Here is a 19,464-nt window from a genome sequence, read left to right as displayed (position 1 = left end):
TGGCAGATGCAGTTGGCGTCTCCAAACAAACTATTTTTGTGATGGAAAAGAATAATTACTCACCATCTTTAGTGTTAGCTTATAGAATCGCAAATTTTTTTGAAGTAGATATTAATGAAATATTTTCATATGTAGGAGAGGAAGATAACAATGATTGATGTATTAGACAGATGGATGCTTGAAAGCGTAGGAAATTTTAATATTTTTGTAGGGGTTATGACATTTATTTATATCGGTTCTTTGCTGGTTCTATTTTTTGTAGGAAAGAAATTTGGTAGACCCGACGAAAGAACGAATGCCATATATTTAAAAATCATTTCTAGTATGTTTACTACCCAATTGATTGTAACTGCTGTGTTTATTTCATTAGTTGATAGTGATATCCATTATTTCCGCCAGTTCTTATTATTATTCCAAGCGATTGTATTCCTTGTAGGGGCAATCAATGCGTTCAGACTATACAAAAAAGATTTTAATTAATTAAAATGCTATTTACAATGAGCTGCCAATTTGGTAGCTTTTTTTATTAAACGTCCATGAAAGAACGTAATAATCTTTCATTTGCTGTGGTGAAGTGCTGATTTCGGTGCTTCTTTTCCCTTCTGCACAAAGGGAAGAGAGGCACTTTTTTTGATAAGAAAGTAAGTGTTAGTTATAAAAAATAAATACAAACACTAATTTTATAAAATATTTATTATAAAATATATAATTAAACTTTACTTTTTGATAGTTATGGTTTATTATGTTAAATATAGGGAGGCGGTCTTGTGAAAGAGAGCTTTGGTGATTCAATCGTAAACAAGGTATATGAGTTTAGAGTGTTAAAGAGGATGTCTCAAAAGGATCTGGCAGATGCAGTTGGCGTCTCCAAACAAACTATTTTTGTGATGGAAAAGAATAATTACTCACCATCTTTAGTGTTAGCTTATAGAATCGCAAATTTTTTTGAAGTAGATATTAATGAAATATTTTCATATGTAGGAGAGGAAGATAACAATGATTGATGTATTAGACAGATGGATGCTTGAAAGCGTAGGAAATTTTAATATTTTTGTAGGGGTTATGACTTTTATTTATATTGGTTCTTTGCTGGTTCTATTTTTTGTAGGAAAGAAATTTGGTAGACCCGACGAAAGAACGAATGCCATATATTTAAAAATCATTTCTAGTATGTTTACTACTCAATTGATTATGACTGGTTTGTTTATCTCATTAGTTGACAGTAATATCCACTATTTCCGCCAGTTCTTATTATTATTCCAAGCGATTGTATTCCTTGTAGGGGCAATCAATGCGTTCAGATTATACAAAAAAGATTTTAATTAATTAAAATGCTATTTTACAATGAGCTGCCAATTTGGTAGCTTTTTTTATTAAACGTCCATGAAAGAACGTAATAATCTTTCATTTGCTGTGGTGAAGTGCTGATTTTGGTGCTTCATAGATGGCTGACGAGGGGCATTTGTTGAAGTAATTGTATATTGAAAGAAAGAGGAAGTTAGGAGCGCATCCTAGGCTTCCTTTTTCTTTCAATATGTTAACCATATAATGTATGGGGATGTATAATGTTTTTGCTTAACACGGATTTAATCATTGGATTTAGTAGTTCCCAGATGAACTAATTGTTCAGCTTGAAAAAGAAGCAAAGCAAACAGAAGGTACTGAACCAACTTTAAATACCGAAACAGTGACAGAGGCTAAGCAAGTAGAAACAAGCACTAAGTAATATATAGTAACTGGAGCTGTTACAAGAGGAAACTTCTGCTAAAAGGAACTTTTGTGACAGCTTTTTTGGAATTTAATAGCACCCCTAAAAATAAATTAGAGATGCTAAAATATTTTAAAATGTATTCTAAAATTTTCTTATTTCAATCGTTGTTGCAATAGAACTTAAAGTACTTATTGCTCCTAAAACTAATAAAGGTGTCGAGGGTACAATAATTCCTAACGTTAATCCTCCTACTCCTAAGGTAGTTGTGAAGTATCTACTAAGTTTCAGTTTTGATTTAGTTGCTTTTGGAATATTCATGTTAACTCCAGCTAACTTATTTACCTTTGTCAATGTTGCATCTAATCGTTTAATCATTTTTACTTCCCCCTTTGTGAATGAATTTATAAGATAATACTAATAGCTGGATTAACCAGTAGTAGTAAACTAGAAACTAAAATATACATTCCATATTTCTTCTTTTTGGCGATACAATATAAACCAACTACAAACACTATAAATGCAAGAGCTAGTGACATGTAGTTAAATGTTGCTACGGAGCTATGTAGAGAATTGATAAAGAAGATATCTGATAATAATTGATCCATTAGTTATTTACCTCCTTATTAATTTCAAAAATTTGATAGATTGAATTATCAAGCAAAAAGCCAAATATTTCTTTCTTGTTATTACCAAAGTCCTTTTCCATTGTTGCAGTAAATAATAATGTACTAAAGATTCCATATGCTTGTTCTTTTGAGATTTTTAGCTTTAAACTTGAATGCTCTATAGCATTATTGAGAAAGTCTTTATCATTTTCTCTGAAGCTTTCAATTTCTGCTTGTGGTAGCTTGTTTAAAAATAATACGTAATCTGGATTGCTGAAATCATACAATTTAGGGTATTTTACATATTCTTCAAAAAGCCATTTCATAGCTGTTTTAAAACCTTCAATGCCTGGGTTAGTCTGCATAATAGAGTTCCATTGTTCTTTCAATTGAACTTGAATCATCAATAGCACTTCTAGAAAAAGCTCCTCTTTTGTTTCATATAATCTGTAAAAAGAACCTGTTGATATTCCGACTTCCTTCGTAAGAAAAGCGATGTTAGTTAATTTATAGCCTTTCGTTTTCCAACCATTTGCGCAGGATTCTCGTAGCTTTTCTTTAAGCAATTGAATATCTTCTTCTGTAAAATTCTTTGCCATTAAATACTCCTTTCGAAGATCACCATTTTCAATGAATATTAAAAATTTTTTATTCATGAATATAAAATAATTCATATTCATGAAAATGTCAAGTTAGTTTGTCTAATTTAACTTTTAAAGATTGTGAAAAAAGAGGTGAGCAAACGAACTTTAATGTAGCAATGATTTATAAAGCATACAAACTAAACCTAATAAACGTTCCCAGATGAAAATTTGGAAACACACCAAAAATCCACGAATGTTGTAAAATAAACGTTTCGTGGATTTTCTGATGAACAATGTTTATACGTTTTTTTATACAGGTGGCGTAAACGGTTGATGTAGCAGTATTTTTACTCGTTTGGTTTATTCTTCACTTTGCATAAAATCGTGTATATTTCTTAGTGTTGTAAATCCGTATAAATATGGGGCCCCTATTAGATTAGCCATTCGTTCATTACAGAATGATTTCGCAACGCTAGAAATGTTAGAAATGAAAAAACTCTACTTGAGTATAGTTGAACAATTATTAAAGGATTTACGGCATGATTATTATAATCGCAAACGAGTGCTCTAAAAAAAAGGAATCCGCATCGCGCGCTGGGTAAAACTTGATGAATATTTTAGCGATGTAATACTGGCAACAGCTGGGAAGATCTAGCCCTTTGTTATGCCAATCAAGCCTTGAAAACTGAAGTGGAGCAACTGCTCATACAAAAGATAACTTTAGTATGAGTAGTTGTAAGAGTTATTGATACTGAAGGATTTGTATATTATAAAATTCTGCATACATAATAAACGACTTTTAAAACGAAAAAGGCAGTAGTAACAAGGGATAAAACCTTGTTACTACTGCCTGATTCTGTTGTTATGTAAAATCGTTTTGTATGGAAGTGTATAAGGTTTTATGGGGAAGGGGTATCGTCAAAAAAGATGGAGTTATTTTTAATTTAAAGTAGCATTTGAAAGTTTTTGGAACGTTAGAAGAACATCTATTTCACAGGCATAATGAGCGTTCTATAATTTTTAACTAAAAATATTGATTGCTCACCCGATATAAAAAGGGTTAGTTGTAAAAAAATACTAATATTAAAAATATTAGTATTTTTTTGAGAAGAAACCCCGATTATTTTACATAGGTGGATAATTGAAATGAAATTTACGAAATTATTTAGTTTTCTGTTTGTGGTAGTAATGATGTTTTCGTTCACAACATCTACAACACTTGCTGTATCATCTTCAACAGATGATATGGACAATTATACTTCTGCCCCTTGGGGTTCGCTTAGCTATTAGTTAGTAAAAATAGTGAAACTAGTTTATTTGTTCTTTCATAAATGGGAGGTGCAAAAATGAGATTTCCAACTATCAGTAGTGGTACATTAAAATTGTTAGATGTTGAAAATAAACTAACATCTATTTCAATGCCAAGTTTTTTAGGGATAAATTCGATGTCGACAAAATCAGCTCCAGCGATGGGTGAAGAAAAATATAAGGAAGCAATTATTGCACAAGCTAAAAAAGATTTTGAAAATGACAAATTTGGTGGGCATAATAATTCTTCTTATAGGACATTAAAGAAGAGTTTTGTATCTGTAGTATCACCTGATCGTAAAGGCTCGATAGCACAAATGTTAAGGCAATTACCATTCATGCAGCGTGGAAATGTGAGTTATTTAGAGGTAAAGGATGCGAAGGGGAATATTACTTCTACCTATTCGCCCCATAATGGTTGGCATGCAATTGGTACACGAGAAGAACGTAATCGTGAAAGTGAATTTAATGCGATTTATACAGAAGCCTGGCGAGCATTAAAAGCAGAAGCACAGCAACAAGTAAAACCAACATCAAGTTCGATTGATACATTTATTTAAGTTATACAAACATATACAAACATATACAAAATAACGTTCCCAAATCAAAGCTTGGTAACATTTCAAACAGCGACAAGCACTGTTAAATCAGTGTTTGTCGCTGTTTTTATTAGAAAATAACGCTCTGAGAAGCTGTGAGAAATTATTTTAAAGAGGACTGTTCGATTCACTTGTTCTGAATGGCTGTAACATATAAATAGACTCTCAATGAAATGTTACCAAAGGACGCTTTGGGAAGGTTATACTTCAATTAACGGCTGTTTAGTTGAACAAGGAATATGATAATGGTAATAAGGGGGGAGTACGAAAATTGAAAAATTATTTCAACGTTATATCGGTAATAATATGTGGATTTGATTTAGTGGTTTATATTTTATTTTTAAACGGAATTGATTTAGTTACAGATGAAGTAATCTTTCCTTTAATGATAGGTGGTTCAATTATTGGGTTTATTCTTTCGTGGTTTGGCAATAAAGGTGTTACAAGAAACATGGGTATTTTTGGAAATGCTTTTGTTCTATTATTTACAGTAATTGGTCCACTCATAGTGCGTGCTTTTATATGGAATGCACCTTAACGAACTGTTCACTATAGAAAATAACACTCTGAGACGCTGCGAAAAATAATTTTAAAGAAGACTGTTCGATCCACTTGTTCTGAATGGCGGTAACATATAAATAGAATCTCAATGAAATTTTACCAAACGACGCTTTGGGTGCATTTTCATTATTCAACAATCGGGCCAGATAGAAGATAGCCAAACCCGAAGCAACAATATAGTTGAATAAAAGTAATGTACAGTTTGGCCTCGTTGTGTGTATCACTAAGGCTTAAGACGGATATTAATTTAGACTCAAGGTGTATAGGAATATTAATCAAATAATGTTAATTTTTACTTATATTGATTTTTAAAGTTCCACCCTGGGAAAAGAATGAGGTAAAATGCGATGACAACAAACCGTGTTACCTTCATCGATACAATGCGTGGGTTCAGTTTATTTGGCATCTTAATGGCGAATTTACTGGTTTTCCAGTTTGACATGGCTGGGCGAAAAATAATAAAAAAGGAGCATTCAATTGAATTCATTGAAATTTAGTATTAGTCGTTTGCTTTTGTACTTTATACTCGTCTCATTATTTGTCTTTGTATCGGGTAATGTCGGACAATATTTTATAGAAACTCAAGGTATGAACCGACAAATAGGTATGCTTTTATCAGGAGTGATTTTCACTGGGTTAACACTTTTTGTACTTTATATACTTAAGAGAAAAAATTCAGAAGTACTTAAAAATATTGGCTTCAAGCGTGTAAATTCATCATCTAAGTTGATCATCGGAATTGCATTGCCCTTTATTTTACTCGTATCAGGAATTTTAACAGCTTATTTATTTGGTGGAATTGAGAACGTAAGCTTGAACTTAACAACAAATGTTATAATTTCCGTTTTAATCAATACAGTGACGGCATTTATGTATGAGGCATTTCCAGAAGAAGTCTTTATGCGTGGACTAATATTTGATGAGCTACATAAGAAATTTCGCTTCATCATCTCATTGATTTTGCAACCGTTAATCTTCATTTGTCTTCCGATTACGGTGATTGCAATGCAGTCAATATTCTTTAGTGCGCCATTTGCAATAACTATAGACTATATTATATTGCTCTTCACTTTTGGAATTGCCCTACAGCTATATAGAAAGTATACAGGAACAATATGGATGAATATTATCTTCCATATTGTTTTTCTTGAAGTGGGTAGATATATTTCCACGGGAGGCAATGACCAAGAAGTCGCTCTTTTAATGTTTGATGAGACATTTGGTGGATTCATGACTCTATACTTGTCATTTCTGTTTATAGTGGTATTTAGTGTGGTGGTGTTGTCACTTTTATTACTAATTGATAAAAGAAAAAATCAGTTATAATAACTAAACTAAATAGCTATTTTCAGTCAAAAAATTATATTGAAAGTTTAAAAATATTTAGTTTGTGGAAGTATTGTACTTAAACAAACAGGGGCATTGATCCAAGAAGGATTAATGTCCTTTTCTGTTGATCTTCTTATGGTAGTAACGGGGCAGCATTCCAGTAAAAAAAGAAATATGACAATGGAAAGTTTGTGAAGAAGTATACTTAAACTAACGTGTGCTTTAGTGCAACAATGATTTATAATGTATACATAAATAAACTTAATAACGTTCCCAAATAAAAGTTTGGGCGCACTTTAATAAGCCACGAATGTTGTGAAATAAACGTTTGAACTGCACCCCAATTGTTAGACACAATCTAACAATTGGAGGTGCAGTTTTTCTATGGCTAAATTTAGTGCAGAAGAAAAATTACAAGCAGTTGCTCGATATTTAAATGACAATGAGAGTTATCGAACAATAGGAAAATCAATTGGTGTAAATCATAAAGCAATTCAGAAATGGGTGAAACAGTTCGAATATAATGGTGTGAACGCATTTATTAAACAATGTACAAATTATACACAACGGTTTAAACTAGACGTACTTAAATACATGACTGAATCTGGTACATCTACGATTGAAACTGCAGCTATTTTTAATATACCTGCACCTTCATCAATTATTGTATGGAAGAAACAACTCGAAACATATGGTGTGGATGCCCTTCAGTCAAAGAAAAAGGGGCGTTCATCCATGAAAAAAGAATCTAATAAACAACCGAACAAGTACCTAGTAGAAGGCTCTACAGAAGCACTTCAAGCACGTATCAGGCAGCTTGAAATGGAAAATGAGTATTTAAAAAAGTTGAATGCCTTAGTTCAAGAAAAGGGAAAATCACCACGAAAGACAAAGTAAAAGTCATTTGTGAATTAAGGCATAAATATTCGGTGAAAGCACTTGTGACGTATGCAGGAATTCCGCGTAGCACATTTTATGATATGGCAAAAAAGTTAGATTTGCCGGATCCAGATGCCGATTTAAAAGCAGAAATCAAAGCGATTTATGATGAATATGAAGGTCGTTACGGCTACCGTCGCATTCGTGATGAGCTAGCGAATCGTGGTCGAAAAGTGAATCACAAGAAGGTTCAACGCATCATGAAAGAGCTAGGCTTAAAGTGCTTAGTGCGTATGAAAAAATATAAATCATATAAAGGCTCGGTGGGGAAAATTGCGCTAAATATTTTAGACCGCAACTTTACAGCGGAAACACCAAATGAAAAATGGGTAACGGATATTACAGAATTTAAATTATTCGGAGAGAAGCTTTATTTATCGCCTGTTTTAGATTTATTTAATGGTGAAATTATTACGTATACAATTGGTTCAAGGCAGACCTATTCACTAGTTTCTGATATGTTAGAAAAAGCTTTAGAATACTTACCAGAGGACCACCAGCTACTCATGCATTCAGATCAGGGCTGGCACTATCAAATGGAAAAGTATCGTAAAAGACTTCAATCAAGAGGAATTGTGCAGAGTATGTCTCGTAAAGGAAACTGTTACGACAACTCTGTGATGGAGAATTTCTTTGGGATTTTGAAATCGGAATTCCTTTATTTAAAGGAGTTCGAAAGTGTTGAGCATTTTAAAATGGAACTTGAAAACTATATTACGTATTACAACACGAAACGAATTAAGGCAAAATTAAAACTGAGTCCGGTACAATACCGAACTCAGTTTACCCAAGCTACCTAAGCGAAATAACCGTGTCTAACTTTTAGGGGTCACTTCAGTTTCGTGGCTTTTCTGATGAACATTGTTTATACGTCTTTTTATACAGGTGGCGTAAACGGTTGATGTAGCAGTATTTTTCCTTGTTTGGTTTATTCTTCACTTTGCATAAAATCGTGTATATTTCTTAGTGTTGTAAATCCGCATAAATATGGGGCCCTATTAGATCCAGCCATTCGTTCATTACAGAATGATTTCGCAACGCTAGAAATGTTAGAAATGAAAAACTCTACTTGAGTATAGTTGAACAATTATTAAAGGATTTACGGCATGATTATTATAATCGTAAACGAGTGCTCTAAAAAAAGGAATCCGCATCGCGCGCTGGGGAAAACTTGATGCATATTTTAGCGATGTCATACTGGCAACAGCTAGTGAAGATCTAGCCCTTTGTTATGCCGATCAAGCCTTGAAAACTGAAGTGGAGCAGCTACTAATACAAAAGGCAACATCAGTATAAAACTGACAGTTGCCTTTTGTATAATATGTAAAGGGTTTTTAGTTATTTTTACTTTTATTGAATTCTACCATCTCTACACCATCTAGCAAAATTTTCGCAATTATTGTCGAATAATTTATAATTTTTTTCTCCTATTCTACTACGAGCACGAACTATTATTTCAGCATTCGAATATTTCTTTGGACTATTTTTTTTATGAACTTTTGCGTCTTGAGCAAAATCCTTAAGTGAATTAAATGTTACTCCCTCTACCCTCATGTAGTGAATAACTGTGTTATTTCCAATATATATTCCGTGGTGTGTATAGCCAATTCGTTGAACGTATAAGTGATCACCTAAATTAAAATTATTTGTGCTAGAATTTAAAACTCTTTTTGTAACATTTATTGGATCATTTGCATCGAAAAAATTATTTACAGTATCATGTACATTTTCAACGGTTTCGTTAAAATTTCTTACGCGGTTCCCTAGTTGTGGATTGACTTTTGTAGTTTGCTTTTCGATAACTCGATTAACTTTAGATAATGTATTTTTAGTTGTTCGACTTAACAAAACTGCCGTGGGACCAATAAAATTCCATGGTTTCATTATGCCACCTCTGATTATTTAAATACTTTCTGTTTTTAATAATATCAATCTAGCATTTAAAAGAGAATAGAAAAGGTAACTGCAGCTAACTAACAGTTACCTTTTCTTCTAGGAAATCTTCTGCCCACAAGTTGGACATCTATTGTCCTTCTTCACCCCAGCCACATTAAGTACCGCATTTGCAGTCCCATCAACAATCGCCTCAAACAACTTATTATCGGTAAACCCGATCCCTAACAGTAACATGGGTGCACGCGTATGCTTCACCACAGAAAAGTCAGCTTCTTTTCTCCACAATCATGAAACCCAACATTGCCTAGCTCCTTCTGAATCTTAGCAGCTAAAGGTTTTGACTTCGTATTCTAAGATCGGTAAACATACACTTCGGCACGGCCCCTACTTACAGCTTAAACGCATTCCGGTAAATCGACATAAAGAAATCATACGTCTTCTATAATTCCATCTTTCTCGTTGCTCAAGCTACACAGCAGCGTGTCTTATCGATTGCCGCCCCAGCAGCCCGTAAACGCGTTGCTACGGCTTGTCCTATTAACATCCTATCATCTGCTTCAAGACGCCCCTTAGTTACCTCGCAACATGTTTCCGTAATCTCTTCTTTAGGATCGATCTCCATTTGCTTTGCAATTTGTGTCATGGTTAACAATTGTTTTTTCTAATTTCCCTATTTTAGGGGAGGAAATGCAAATCCTTTTTATATAACTTTCCCTACATTCAAATTTAGGAAAAGTTACTAGGTTTAAATAAAAATAATGAGAATAAACGATTACTCCGCAAGATATATCAAAAAAGAGTATGGAAAAAATTGATACAATGTAAATGAAAGAAGAATCTTCTGTTGTATAACTACGAAATTGTAATTTGAAAAATCATTATGTATGTGGAAGAAAGTTACATGACCCACATCGATTTCTACATTATTTTTAGATATAACAGTTCAAAGTGCTGTTATTTCGTTTGGTATAGGCAGAATTGACTTTGAATTATAGGATAGGAACCTTAAAAAAACAAAATGAAACTATTTTCAAAAGAAAGAAGCGATGACGTTGAAAATCATTAAATGGTTTACGATACTCTTAGGTGTTTTTGTAATAGTAGGTATTTTTCTAGTTTATCAATTTGGCCCAGTTGTTGGTGCACAATTCGGCAAACCAATATATATTACTCCTCCAACTGCGACAAAATACGGAAAAGTAGCACTCGACATGATTGAGTTAAATGGCTATTATACGAAAGATGAAAAGTGGAAAAAGGAGAAAGAAAAGCTTGAAAAGGAGATGGAAAAGGTTTCTGTTTATGAAGATACATATCCTCTCATTGAAGAGGCTTTACAAGTCGGAGGCGGAAAGCATTCATTTTTACTGACTAAAGAAGATCAACAAAACCTGTCTGTACAAAATGAAATGCCTACAGTCACGCGTGAAGATGATGTGCTGATTATAAAGTTACCACATCATGGAGACGCTGTTGCGAGCGGAAAACAATATGCTGAAACGGTTCTACAAAAAATTAAGAACAACGATGACGTAAAAGGCGCTATTATTGATCTTCGTGGGAATAGTGGTGGAGACATGGGACCGATGATAACTGCGGTTTCTCCACTTTTAAAAGATGGAGATCTTTTGCATTTTGAATTTTTAGAAAATGGAACGGCTGTCAAATTAGAAGACGGAAAATCCATTGGAGGTGGTGCCCAAATTTCAACAGACATCTCACCTTTTAAACTCAATATACCGGTTGCTGTATTAATCGATAATCGAACAGCAAGCTCTGGGGAAGCTGTTTTAATGGCATTTATGGGGCAACCTCATGCAAAAACATTTGGTCAATCAACTGCGGGATATGCCTCTGCAAATATGACACTTCCTTTATATGATGGTGCAAAGATTAACGTTACAGTTGCGTACAATAAAACATTAGACGGAAGAATGTTTTATGATGACCCAGTTCCGCCAGAAGTTGAAACGAATGATCCGCTAGAAAATGCGAAAAAGTGGCTAACTGAATAAGCTCGAGATAGTCAGAATTTTGGTATTGCGGTAACCCAACCTAAAATAATTATTTTTTAAAAGATTAATCAGTGCCTGTTTATAAGGTCGTAGTTATAGAGTTAAAATGAAATGTATTATCCTCACCAGTAGGGCGCTATTCTTGAACAAAGAATGACGCCCGTTTGTTTAGTGTTTTTTCCTGTATATTGAAAAAGATTAAAGGATAGGCTCTTTTCATACAAAAGGCAACTTCAGTTTTAAACTGACAGCTATCTTTTAATTCTTTCTTATATACCTACCTTTTGCCCACAAGTTGGACAACTATTGTTCTTCTTCACCCCAACCACATCAAGCACTGCATTCGCAATCCCATCAACAATCGCCTCAAACTTCGCATCATACAGCTTATTATCGGCACTATTATCAATAAACCCAACCTCTAGCAACAACGCAGGCGCTTTCGTATGCTTCAATACATAATATTCAGCCTCTTTCACCCCGCGATCCCGAAACCCAACACGCACTAAAGCATTTTGGATCTTCGCTGCTAATGACTTCGATTTAACATTCGCCGTTTTATAAACATACACCTCAGCACCGGTCCCAATCTCCGGCTTAAACGCATTTCGATGAAACGAAATAAAGAAATCATACGTCTTTTTCCATTCCATCTTCACTCGTTGATCAAGTGACAAAGTTGTATTGGTTGTACGCGTTTCATCAATGACCACCCCAACAGTCCGTAAACGCTTCGCTACGCTTGTCCTAATAGCAACACATCATCAGCCTCACGGCGCCCATTATACACAGCGCCAGGGTCCTTTCCGCCATGCCCATAATCAAACAAAATAAGCATCTCATCCCCCTTCCTTCTCAGATTATCCGACACTAATGTCTATATATGATAAAGCCTGCTACAAAACAGACGGATCTAAGTCATTTACATTGATAAATGCTGACTGCGTATAATGCCTTGTGATGGCCACGGATCGATGGCCAAGTAAATACTGTATTTTTTCAATCGGCACACCATTTTCTAAAAGTAATGTTGCAAAAGTATGACGCAGAACATGGCAGCTAAAATGTATACCGTATTCTGCGGCAAAATTCGCTGCGTAGCGCTGTAGTGTACGTTTGCTAACGCGAAACGCTGGTGCACTCGATAAATCGAGCGTTTTTAAATAACTCATTAAGACTTCAACCGAGTTTAGATTTAAAACAGGAATCAATCGATCGCTATCGTATTTCGCATCTTGAATATTCACAAACAACTTATCATCCCGTATTAGGAAGTCCTCTTTTGTTAAATGAGATACTTCACTGACTCGAGCGCCAGTTGAATACATTAAATAAAATGCAGCGCGCACATTTACTTGCAAGCTATCAATAAAGTGAAAAAAATCATTGAGTTGCTCATCTGTCAGTCGGTTTTGACGATATTCGGCCACTTTGATTGTCAACAATTTAGATACCGGATTTACTTTTACGACTTCGTTTAAAATCAGAAAATCGAAATAGCCACGCACGCAAGAAATGATCGCATTGACGGTACGTTTTGATTTTCCATTCTTCAATAAGTACTCTTTAAAATCAATCAGATGCGCCGGTGTTACGTCAAAAAGTTCGTGTTTTTGATCACTAATCCACACTAAAAACTCGATTAAATGGTACTTATAAGTGTCAATCGTATTTTCAGCTTTTCCCTCTAAATGCAGATGTCTCAAGTATTTGACCGTCAAACTCAAACCAAAATCGCCTCCTTGCACTTATTTAATAATATGTTGTATATTAATTCTGACAAATGAGCCAACTCGTGGGTGAAAATTTTCGCTTTATTTCTCGGCGTTGAGTTTATTAATGCTCTCTGTGAGTGCTTCAATCTTCTTTTCCATGCGTATTAAAAGATAGATCGAGATGACAAATGAAAAGCCGTAATCCAGATAAGGTACGATACTTTCCATCATGTTGTTTCAAACTTAAAATCGGTAAGCACGTTTTCGGTGCTAACGCGAATCGTTAAGATATCTCCTAAGTTTTGGCCGCATGTTTTACAGAGATCTAAGTCACCCACTAAATAATTTGCTTCTGCAGCATCGAGCACGCTCATTTTAAAGTAAATATCTTTTACGCGGTTACAACACTCGCATCTTTTATAAATCGTATGGGCAAGTGTTGCTATCTTTAAGCATTTTTTTTTCAAAGCATCCACCTCTCCTATTTTGGTTTTAAAATGACCAGGCAAGAATGGGGGTTCTCACCTGGCCGTAAAGTTTTTTAACCAACTACGATGCCGAAGTCAGTTGTAACCGTCTGTACAGTCTTAGCGCCTTTAATCTTAGCCGGACCACCTTGGCTAATGACGTTAAATACATTTAAATCATTGATCAGTTCCATCGCAGCTTCAACAGTCGCAGCTGTTAAATCTGGTTTTGGATCCGATACACGAATAGACTTTGTTTTCCCGAACATGTCTAGAAACTCCATCACTACCACATTTCGAGTAGTCGCATTACTCATCATCACTCACCTCCCTTTATAAAAAATCAACCTATTTACCCCGTGACATATGAATATTGTACAAGTTCGACATCGTCCAACGTATGCATGATTAGAGAGGCAAAAGCCGTCGCTACCTGCATAATTTCAGCTGCAGTTAAACCTAATCGAACATTGGCTAAAGTTACAGAAGCTTTTTTGAAATCTCCCTTCTCATCCTGTTTCATGAACGTCAATAGGATATTTGATTTGTGGTTGTTCAAAACTCACTCACCTCCTTTCTACTAACAATTATATAATATAGCTTACTAATAAGTTAGTTATTAGCTAAATTAACTTTAATTGACATTTATTGATTAATAAGTGCAAGCAACTTGTTACTCAATTACATTCACAACCGTGGCACAAACCCATACAGTGATAGCGATCATACACATTTCAAACATACTTTAGTCACCTCCTATTCTTATTTAGTAAAGTATAATTCAGGGAATATATGGATTGTTAGATGACATTTATTATTTGATTAAAAGAGCGATTTGACAAAAATTCAGCGCTAAGCTGGCCGCGCCCATATTAGTAGGATTACTACGAATTTGGTTCTTAATTCACCTGATTAACAATAGATTCTTTGAAAAAATCGAACTTAACAATTTAAAAACATACTTGACTAATAGGTATTGTTTGTTTTAGAGTGTAATTACTTACTTCTAAGTGAGAAATGGTTAACCATTAACGAAGAAATGTAATCAAAAAAGTTGCTGATTAGAGATCTAAAGGCACTAAAAACGTGAAACCCTTCAATGTGAAGGATATGCGTTTTTAGTGCCTTTTTGTTTTGAGTTCAGCATGACTTGTAGGAGAGGGGATTTGTCTAGTGGGAATAGACACAAAAAAAATTTTATTTTAAATTCGACTATTAAACTAAGAATAGTATGGATTATGTTGGAGGGGAATGGAAATGAAAAAATGGTATCAACAAGTTTTAGCATTTATAGTATTAACAATTTTTTTAGTTGCATGTGGAAATGAATCTGCTAAAGAGAATAACTCATCAGTAGAAGGTACAGCTCCTATTCGTGCTGCGATTGATACAGCGGCAGGGGGGTCATTTCAAATAAGGGCTGCGAATACAGAAGGTTATTTTAAAGAACATGGTATAGAGGTATCCTTATCAAACTTTGCATATGGGATTGATACAGTGAATGCCATGTTAACAGAACAAGCAGATACAGGCTTAGCGGCAGATTATGCATTACTGAATTCTTTAAATAAAGGAGATTTCGTTGTTGTATCTTCTTTAACTGGTAGTGCTGAAAATGTAAATGTACTTGATTTCACAGAGGTGTTAGCTAGCCAAGAAGTGAAGGAGGCTAATGATTTAGCTGGTAAAAAAATTGGTGTAGCTAAAGGTACTGTAGGTGAATATCATTGGTCACGTTACTTGGAGCATTTAAATATCTCTGAGGATGATGTGAAATTTGTGCCGTATAGTACACCAGATGAAGCGATTGTAGGTGTGAAAAAAGGTGATATTGATGCAGTGTTAGCATCTGGCGCTTTATTAGAAAAGTTTAAATCGATTGAAGGGGTGCACACGTTGGATAAGTTAAGCACTGTAGAAGGGTTAAATATTGCTTCTTATCTTGTGGTTGATCGCCAATTTGCAGAGCAAAATGAAGTGTTAATTGCTCAATTTATTTCAGGTATTCGTGAAGGGATTGAATATGTGAAAAGTAATCCAGATGGCACAGCAGATATTGCGTATAAAGAGTTGAAAATCACAAAAGAAGATGTACATCGTGATTTAGAGAGACAGAATTTTACACTAGGATTTACGGAACAAGATTATAGACATTTAGAAACGATGAAGCAATATCTACTAGATAAAGGGATGTTGAAAGAAGATTATGATTTGAAATCGAAGTTGTTTTTAGCGCCAGCAAAAGAAGTGATTCCAAAGCAGGTAACATATAACGAATAGGAGGAGTACAGTTGTCGATTGTAGAAGATGCGATTGTTTTAAAAAATGGTGCGAAAACCTTTCAAGTCGATGAAGAGCAACCAACATATGTATTAGAAAATGTAGATTTAACTATAAAAAAAGGTGAATTTTATATTTTACTAGGGCCAAGTGGTTGTGGAAAATCTACTTTACTCAATATTATTGCAGGATTTTTAGAACTATCGGAAGGAGATTTACAAATTCGTGCTTCAAAAGAAGGGAGAGATGGACGTGGATTTGTTTTTCAGTCTGCAGATTCAGCACTCTTTCCATGGCTCACAGTAGAAGAGAATGTTTCATTTGGCCTAAAGATGAAAAAAGTGACTACAGATGAGCGAAAAAAACGCTCCAATTCCTTTATTCATTTGACAGGGTTAACAGGACATGGACAAAAGTTTCCAGACAATTTATCGGGTGGAATGAAACAGCGTGTCCAGCTAGCTCGTGTTTTAGCAAATGAGCCAGAAATTTTATTAATGGATGAACCGTTTGGAGCACTTGATGCCATGACACGTCGCACAATGCAAAATGAATTGATCCGCATTTGGCGAGAAACGAATAAGACGGTCATTTTTGTTACACATGATATTCAAGAGGCGATTATTTTAGGGCAAAAAATTGGCATTATGTCAGTCGGGCCATCATCGAAAATTACGACATCTTACGAAGTGGATTTACCTTATCCACGGGATATTACGAGTATTGCCTTTAACGACTACTATAAAAAAGTGCAATCGTACTTTGAAAATTTCGAAATTTAAGAAAATTGGTAAGGGGGCTTCATATGGCCATCGCAAAAATAGAAACCGTAAGTAAGCGAAGTAAGGCTATGCATAAAAAGAGTCTTGGAAAAGTGATTTTAAAGTCGGGAGTTATTGGTTGGCTATCTATTTTAGCTATATGGCAAATTGCATCGCTATTTTCAGATCCAATGTTTTTACCAAGTCCACTTCTAACATTACAGGGAGCAATTGAAATTGCGAGTGATGGCACGCTGTTTATTTACATGGCATATAGCTTTGCACGTGTGTTAGCAGGATGGACATTAGGGCTGCTCATTGCTGTGCCAATCGGTTTGTTAATTGGTACAAATGCTTGGGTACGAACATTATTAGAGCCTGTTATTAACTTCGTTCGATTTATTCCGCCACTTGCATTTATTACATTATTCATGTTGTGGTTTGGTATTGGTGAACAGTCAAAAATCTTTTTAATCGTTTATGCAACATTTTTCGTTATTACGATTAATACATTAACCGGTGTGCTTTCCATATCGAACGATAAAATACGTTCCGCACAAAGTATGGGGGCATCGAAGTTCCAAACATTGATTTATGTTGTGATACCGGCAACGGTTCCATATATATTCACTGGAGCAAAACTAGCGATGGGTTCGTCGTTTATGGCGATTGTTGGGGCAGAAATGGTTGCTGCCAATGAAGGGATTGGTTTCATGATTTGGAATGCACGATTGTATTTCAAAACGGACTGGATTTTCGTTGGATTAGTTGTATTAGGTTTAATGGGCTTTTTAATGGATCGTTTATTTGCTTATGCCGGTCGCAAATTATTAGCTCGCTATAAAGTCGTAGCATAAATTTTAATAATTAGAAAAGAGGAATTTGAATTGGGACATCCAACAGTATTTCCGACTGGTGTAACAGTCTATAACAAAGAAAAAGCGTACAATGGTTTAACGATTTATCCATCAGGGAAAGGTGCTTTGCTTATTAATATGAATGGTGATGAAGTGCAGCTCTGGGCAGGTCTTTCTGGCTTCCCAAATAAGATTTTACCAGGGGGTTTTGTACTTGGTTCAACAGGAGTACGACCAAGTCAATTTGGTTATCAAGACCAGGTTGATTTAGTTCAAGTCGATTGGGATGGGAATATTGTTTGGCAATTTGATAGAACAGAGTTTATCGAAGATCCAGGGCAAGAGGCGCGATATATGGCTCGCCAGCATCATGATTATCAACGCCAAGGTTCATCAGTTGGTTATTATGGACCATTTGAAAAACCGCTTGTTGATAGTGGTACGACACTATTACTAGTCCATGAAGATGTTGATAATGCGAAAATTTCTGATAAAAGATTATTGGATGACAAAATAATTGAAGTGGATTGGGAAGGTAATATTTTATGGTCGTGGCGAGCAAGTGATCACTTTGATGAGTTTGACTTTGACGAAGATGCAAAAAACGTATTATTCCGTAATCCATCAGTCGTGCCAGCTGGTGGAGGAGACTGGATGCATATTAATAGTATCTCCACTTTAGGACCGAATAAATGGTATGACGAAGGTGATGAGCGTTTTCACCCCGACAATATTATATTCGATGCGCGTAATACTAACATTTTAGCGATTATTAGTAAAAAAACAGGAGAGATTGTGTGGCAAATAGGTCCTAACTTCGATACCGATGAAAAGTTACGCAAGTTAGGTTGGATTATCGGGCAGCACCATTTCCACCTTATTCCGAAAGGTTTGCCAGGTGAAGGGGATTTACTTGTTTATGATAATGGTGGTGCTGCTGGTTACGGTGCTCCAAATCCAGCGTCTCCATTCGGGTTACGTAACGCAGTGCGTGATTATTCACGTATTGTGCAATTTAATCCTATTACGTTAGAAATCACATGGCAATATACACCCGATGAGGCAGGTCATAACTTATTTACAGACGGCTCAAAGTTTTATAGTCCCTATATTAGTTCTGCGCAACGTCTGCCGAATGGTAATACATTAATTACACAAGGTTCTGATGGTCGTATTTTTGAAGTGACAGCCGAGCATGAAGTTGTGTGGGAATTTATCAATCCGTACTTCAATCAAATTTCTCCGCGTCACGCCACAAACATGGTATACCGGGCTTATCGCGTACCATATGAGTGGGTGCCACAAGTAGGCCCACAACAAGAAGTATCGATTGAAAAAGTGGATGTCACAAAATTCCGAGTACCGGGTGCTTTTGTCGCGGAAGGAACAGGAAAGGTGACAATAATTGATGGAGTAGACCCACAAAAAAAATTAGTAACAGGTACGGCACTTGATAAGAATGCGGAAGAAGGACCTGTTAACTTCTGCGTTGTGTCCCACGATGATAAATAATTAATTAGGGGGCATCAAAGTTGGTGAAAATACTATTATTAGGAACGGCTTCGCCAATTCTAGAGCCAGAAAAAAAGGAATTTACAACGCTAAAAAATATACATGATTTTATGCAAACTAGACAGCAAGCCCTAATCGTATAAATGTTGATGTATCAAGTGTTTGCGCCCCCTGCATAAAAAGCTGTATAAATAATGTTCATAGGAAAAAGCCACGAAACTGAACTGCACCCCAATTGTTAAACACAATCTAACAAATTGGAGGTGCAGTTCAAACGTTGATATCACAACATTTCGTGGCTTTTTGATGTATGTCCAAACTTTAA

28 protein-coding genes are annotated in these 19,464 nt (G+C 35.2%); 16 read left to right on the top strand and 12 right to left on the bottom strand.

The annotated features are described in order from the left end of the window. The 4 genes from ACIQZG_RS16335 to ACIQZG_RS16320 form a co-directional block, all read left to right on the top strand. On the top strand, window positions 1–158 hold a 158-nt coding region (locus ACIQZG_RS16335; RefSeq protein ID WP_402756550.1), incomplete at its 5' end, for a helix-turn-helix transcriptional regulator. Continuing rightward, window positions 151–480, top strand: coding sequence for a 6-aminohexanoate hydrolase (locus ACIQZG_RS16330; protein ID WP_402756547.1), 330 nt, complete (start codon window positions 151–153; stop codon window positions 478–480). The genes ACIQZG_RS16335 and ACIQZG_RS16330, both read left to right, overlap by 8 nt. Window positions 481–767: 287 nt before the next feature. Continuing rightward, window positions 768–1,004 carry a helix-turn-helix transcriptional regulator gene (locus tag ACIQZG_RS16325; protein ID WP_099423209.1) on the top strand — a complete coding sequence of 79 codons (237 nt, stop codon included), beginning with the start codon at window positions 768–770 and terminating at the stop codon, window positions 1,002–1,004. Beyond that, the gene (locus tag ACIQZG_RS16320) at window positions 997–1,326 is read left to right on the top strand and encodes a 6-aminohexanoate hydrolase (protein WP_402756546.1); all 330 of its coding nucleotides are present in this window, start codon (window positions 997–999) and stop codon (window positions 1,324–1,326) included. Before ACIQZG_RS16325 ends, ACIQZG_RS16320 begins: the two co-directional genes overlap by 8 nt. 526 nt (window positions 1,327–1,852) lie before the next feature. On the opposite strand, the gene ACIQZG_RS16315 is transcribed toward ACIQZG_RS16320, so the two are convergent. The 3 genes from ACIQZG_RS16315 to ACIQZG_RS16305 are packed head-to-tail and all read right to left on the bottom strand — an operon-like array spanning window position 1,853 to window position 2,972. Further along, a complete protein-coding gene (locus ACIQZG_RS16315; RefSeq protein WP_402756545.1) occupies window positions 1,853–2,086 on the bottom strand; it encodes a hypothetical protein in 234 nt (77 codons plus the stop codon). A 26-nt stretch (window positions 2,087–2,112) separates the two neighbouring features. After that, window positions 2,113–2,316, bottom strand: a complete 204-nt coding sequence (locus ACIQZG_RS16310; protein ID WP_402756544.1) for a hypothetical protein — start codon at window positions 2,314–2,316, stop codon at window positions 2,113–2,115. Then, window positions 2,316–2,972 (bottom strand): TetR/AcrR family transcriptional regulator, encoded by a 657-nt coding sequence (locus ACIQZG_RS16305; protein WP_402756543.1) that lies wholly within the window; start codon window positions 2,970–2,972, stop codon window positions 2,316–2,318. The genes ACIQZG_RS16310 and ACIQZG_RS16305 overlap by 1 nt, the downstream gene beginning before the upstream one ends. Window positions 2,973–4,046: 1,074 nt before the next feature. Between ACIQZG_RS16305 and ACIQZG_RS16300 the strand changes: the two genes are divergently transcribed. From ACIQZG_RS16300 to ACIQZG_RS16275, 6 genes are all read left to right on the top strand, one after another. Beyond that, window positions 4,047–4,190 (top strand): hypothetical protein, encoded by a 144-nt coding sequence (locus ACIQZG_RS16300; RefSeq protein ID WP_402756542.1) that lies wholly within the window; start codon window positions 4,047–4,049, stop codon window positions 4,188–4,190. 56 nt (window positions 4,191–4,246) lie between these two features. Next, a complete protein-coding gene (locus ACIQZG_RS16295) occupies window positions 4,247–4,768 on the top strand; it encodes a hypothetical protein (protein ID WP_402756541.1) in 522 nt (173 codons plus the stop codon). Window positions 4,769–5,078: 310 nt separating this feature from the next. Next, a complete protein-coding gene (locus ACIQZG_RS16290; RefSeq protein ID WP_402756540.1) occupies window positions 5,079–5,345 on the top strand; it encodes a hypothetical protein in 267 nt (88 codons plus the stop codon). 370 nt (window positions 5,346–5,715) lie between these two features. Next, window positions 5,716–5,865, top strand: coding sequence for a hypothetical protein (locus ACIQZG_RS16285; RefSeq protein ID WP_402756539.1), 150 nt, complete (start codon window positions 5,716–5,718; stop codon window positions 5,863–5,865). Next, window positions 5,846–6,694, top strand: a complete 849-nt coding sequence (locus ACIQZG_RS16280; protein ID WP_402756538.1) for a CPBP family glutamic-type intramembrane protease — start codon at window positions 5,846–5,848, stop codon at window positions 6,692–6,694. Before ACIQZG_RS16285 ends, ACIQZG_RS16280 begins: the two co-directional genes overlap by 20 nt. 387 nt (window positions 6,695–7,081) lie before the next feature. Then, window positions 7,082–8,436 (top strand): IS3 family transposase gene (locus tag ACIQZG_RS16275; RefSeq protein ID WP_402756537.1). Its coding sequence is split into 2 segments (ribosomal slippage): window positions 7,082–7,535 and window positions 7,535–8,436, totalling 1,356 coding nucleotides; the frame shifts between segments, so codons are not numbered across the junction. A 550-nt stretch (window positions 8,437–8,986) separates the two neighbouring features. Here ACIQZG_RS16275 and ACIQZG_RS16270 read toward each other — a convergent pair. From ACIQZG_RS16270 to ACIQZG_RS16260, 3 genes are all read right to left on the bottom strand, one after another. Next, complete coding sequence (locus tag ACIQZG_RS16270; RefSeq protein WP_402756536.1) at window positions 8,987–9,520, bottom strand: lecithin retinol acyltransferase family protein; 534 nt, start codon at window positions 9,518–9,520, stop codon at window positions 8,987–8,989. A 108-nt stretch (window positions 9,521–9,628) separates the two neighbouring features. Beyond that, window positions 9,629–9,790: a hypothetical protein gene (locus ACIQZG_RS16265; RefSeq protein WP_402756535.1), complete on the bottom strand. Its 162-nt coding sequence runs from the start codon at window positions 9,788–9,790 to the stop codon at window positions 9,629–9,631. A gap of 205 nt (window positions 9,791–9,995) precedes the next feature. Then, window positions 9,996–10,175 carry a hypothetical protein gene (locus ACIQZG_RS16260; RefSeq protein WP_402756534.1) on the bottom strand — a complete coding sequence of 60 codons (180 nt, stop codon included), beginning with the start codon at window positions 10,173–10,175 and terminating at the stop codon, window positions 9,996–9,998. Between the two features lie 403 nt (window positions 10,176–10,578). On the opposite strand from ACIQZG_RS16260, the gene ACIQZG_RS16255 reads away from it, so the two are divergent. Continuing rightward, the gene (locus tag ACIQZG_RS16255; protein WP_402756533.1) at window positions 10,579–11,547 is read left to right on the top strand and encodes a S41 family peptidase; all 969 of its coding nucleotides are present in this window, start codon (window positions 10,579–10,581) and stop codon (window positions 11,545–11,547) included. A gap of 269 nt (window positions 11,548–11,816) precedes the next feature. Here ACIQZG_RS16255 and ACIQZG_RS16250 read toward each other — a convergent pair whose 3' ends face one another. From ACIQZG_RS16250 to ACIQZG_RS16225, 6 genes are all read right to left on the bottom strand, one after another. Continuing rightward, complete coding sequence (locus ACIQZG_RS16250; RefSeq protein ID WP_402756532.1) at window positions 11,817–12,260, bottom strand: N-acetylmuramoyl-L-alanine amidase; 444 nt, start codon at window positions 12,258–12,260, stop codon at window positions 11,817–11,819. A gap of 183 nt (window positions 12,261–12,443) precedes the next feature. Continuing rightward, on the bottom strand, window positions 12,444–13,274 hold the full coding sequence (locus tag ACIQZG_RS16245; protein WP_402756531.1) for a tyrosine-type recombinase/integrase: 831 nt from the start codon (window positions 13,272–13,274) through the stop codon (window positions 12,444–12,446). A gap of 87 nt (window positions 13,275–13,361) precedes the next feature. Continuing rightward, window positions 13,362–13,490: a YvrJ family protein gene (locus ACIQZG_RS16240; RefSeq protein WP_402756530.1), complete on the bottom strand. Its 129-nt coding sequence runs from the start codon at window positions 13,488–13,490 to the stop codon at window positions 13,362–13,364. After that, window positions 13,490–13,729, bottom strand: coding sequence for a hypothetical protein (locus ACIQZG_RS16235; RefSeq protein WP_402756529.1), 240 nt, complete (start codon window positions 13,727–13,729; stop codon window positions 13,490–13,492). Before ACIQZG_RS16235 ends, ACIQZG_RS16240 begins: the two co-directional genes overlap by 1 nt. A 74-nt stretch (window positions 13,730–13,803) precedes the next feature. Beyond that, window positions 13,804–14,049, bottom strand: coding sequence for a DUF2922 domain-containing protein (locus ACIQZG_RS16230; RefSeq protein WP_402756528.1), 246 nt, complete (start codon window positions 14,047–14,049; stop codon window positions 13,804–13,806). A 32-nt stretch (window positions 14,050–14,081) separates the two neighbouring features. Next, window positions 14,082–14,288, bottom strand: coding sequence for a DUF1659 domain-containing protein (locus ACIQZG_RS16225; protein ID WP_402756527.1), 207 nt, complete (start codon window positions 14,286–14,288; stop codon window positions 14,082–14,084). A 698-nt stretch (window positions 14,289–14,986) separates the two neighbouring features. On the opposite strand from ACIQZG_RS16225, the gene ACIQZG_RS16220 reads away from it, so the two are divergent. The 5 genes from ACIQZG_RS16220 to ACIQZG_RS16200 are packed head-to-tail and all read left to right on the top strand — an operon-like array spanning window position 14,987 to window position 19,282. Next, window positions 14,987–16,009, top strand: coding sequence for an ABC transporter substrate-binding protein (locus ACIQZG_RS16220; RefSeq protein ID WP_402756526.1), 1,023 nt, complete (start codon window positions 14,987–14,989; stop codon window positions 16,007–16,009). Between the two features lie 32 nt (window positions 16,010–16,041). After that, window positions 16,042–16,791, top strand: a complete 750-nt coding sequence (locus ACIQZG_RS16215) for an ABC transporter ATP-binding protein (protein WP_402756549.1) — start codon at window positions 16,042–16,044, stop codon at window positions 16,789–16,791. Between the two features lie 23 nt (window positions 16,792–16,814). Continuing rightward, a complete protein-coding gene (locus ACIQZG_RS16210) occupies window positions 16,815–17,627 on the top strand; it encodes an ABC transporter permease (RefSeq protein WP_402756525.1) in 813 nt (270 codons plus the stop codon). Between the two features lie 30 nt (window positions 17,628–17,657). Further along, window positions 17,658–19,139, top strand: a complete 1,482-nt coding sequence (locus tag ACIQZG_RS16205; RefSeq protein ID WP_402756524.1) for an aryl-sulfate sulfotransferase — start codon at window positions 17,658–17,660, stop codon at window positions 19,137–19,139. A 20-nt stretch (window positions 19,140–19,159) separates the two neighbouring features. After that, the gene (locus tag ACIQZG_RS16200) at window positions 19,160–19,282 is read left to right on the top strand and encodes a hypothetical protein (RefSeq protein ID WP_402756523.1); all 123 of its coding nucleotides are present in this window, start codon (window positions 19,160–19,162) and stop codon (window positions 19,280–19,282) included. Window positions 19,283–19,464 lie beyond the last annotated feature (182 nt).

It is taken from the genome of Lysinibacillus sp. NPDC096418 (genome assembly GCF_044762775.1).
Taxonomy (GTDB): Bacteria; Bacillota; Bacilli; order Bacillales_A; family Planococcaceae; genus Lysinibacillus.
The sequence above is the reverse complement of the archived record's forward strand: the minus strand, read 5'-3'. Positions and strand labels throughout refer to the sequence as shown.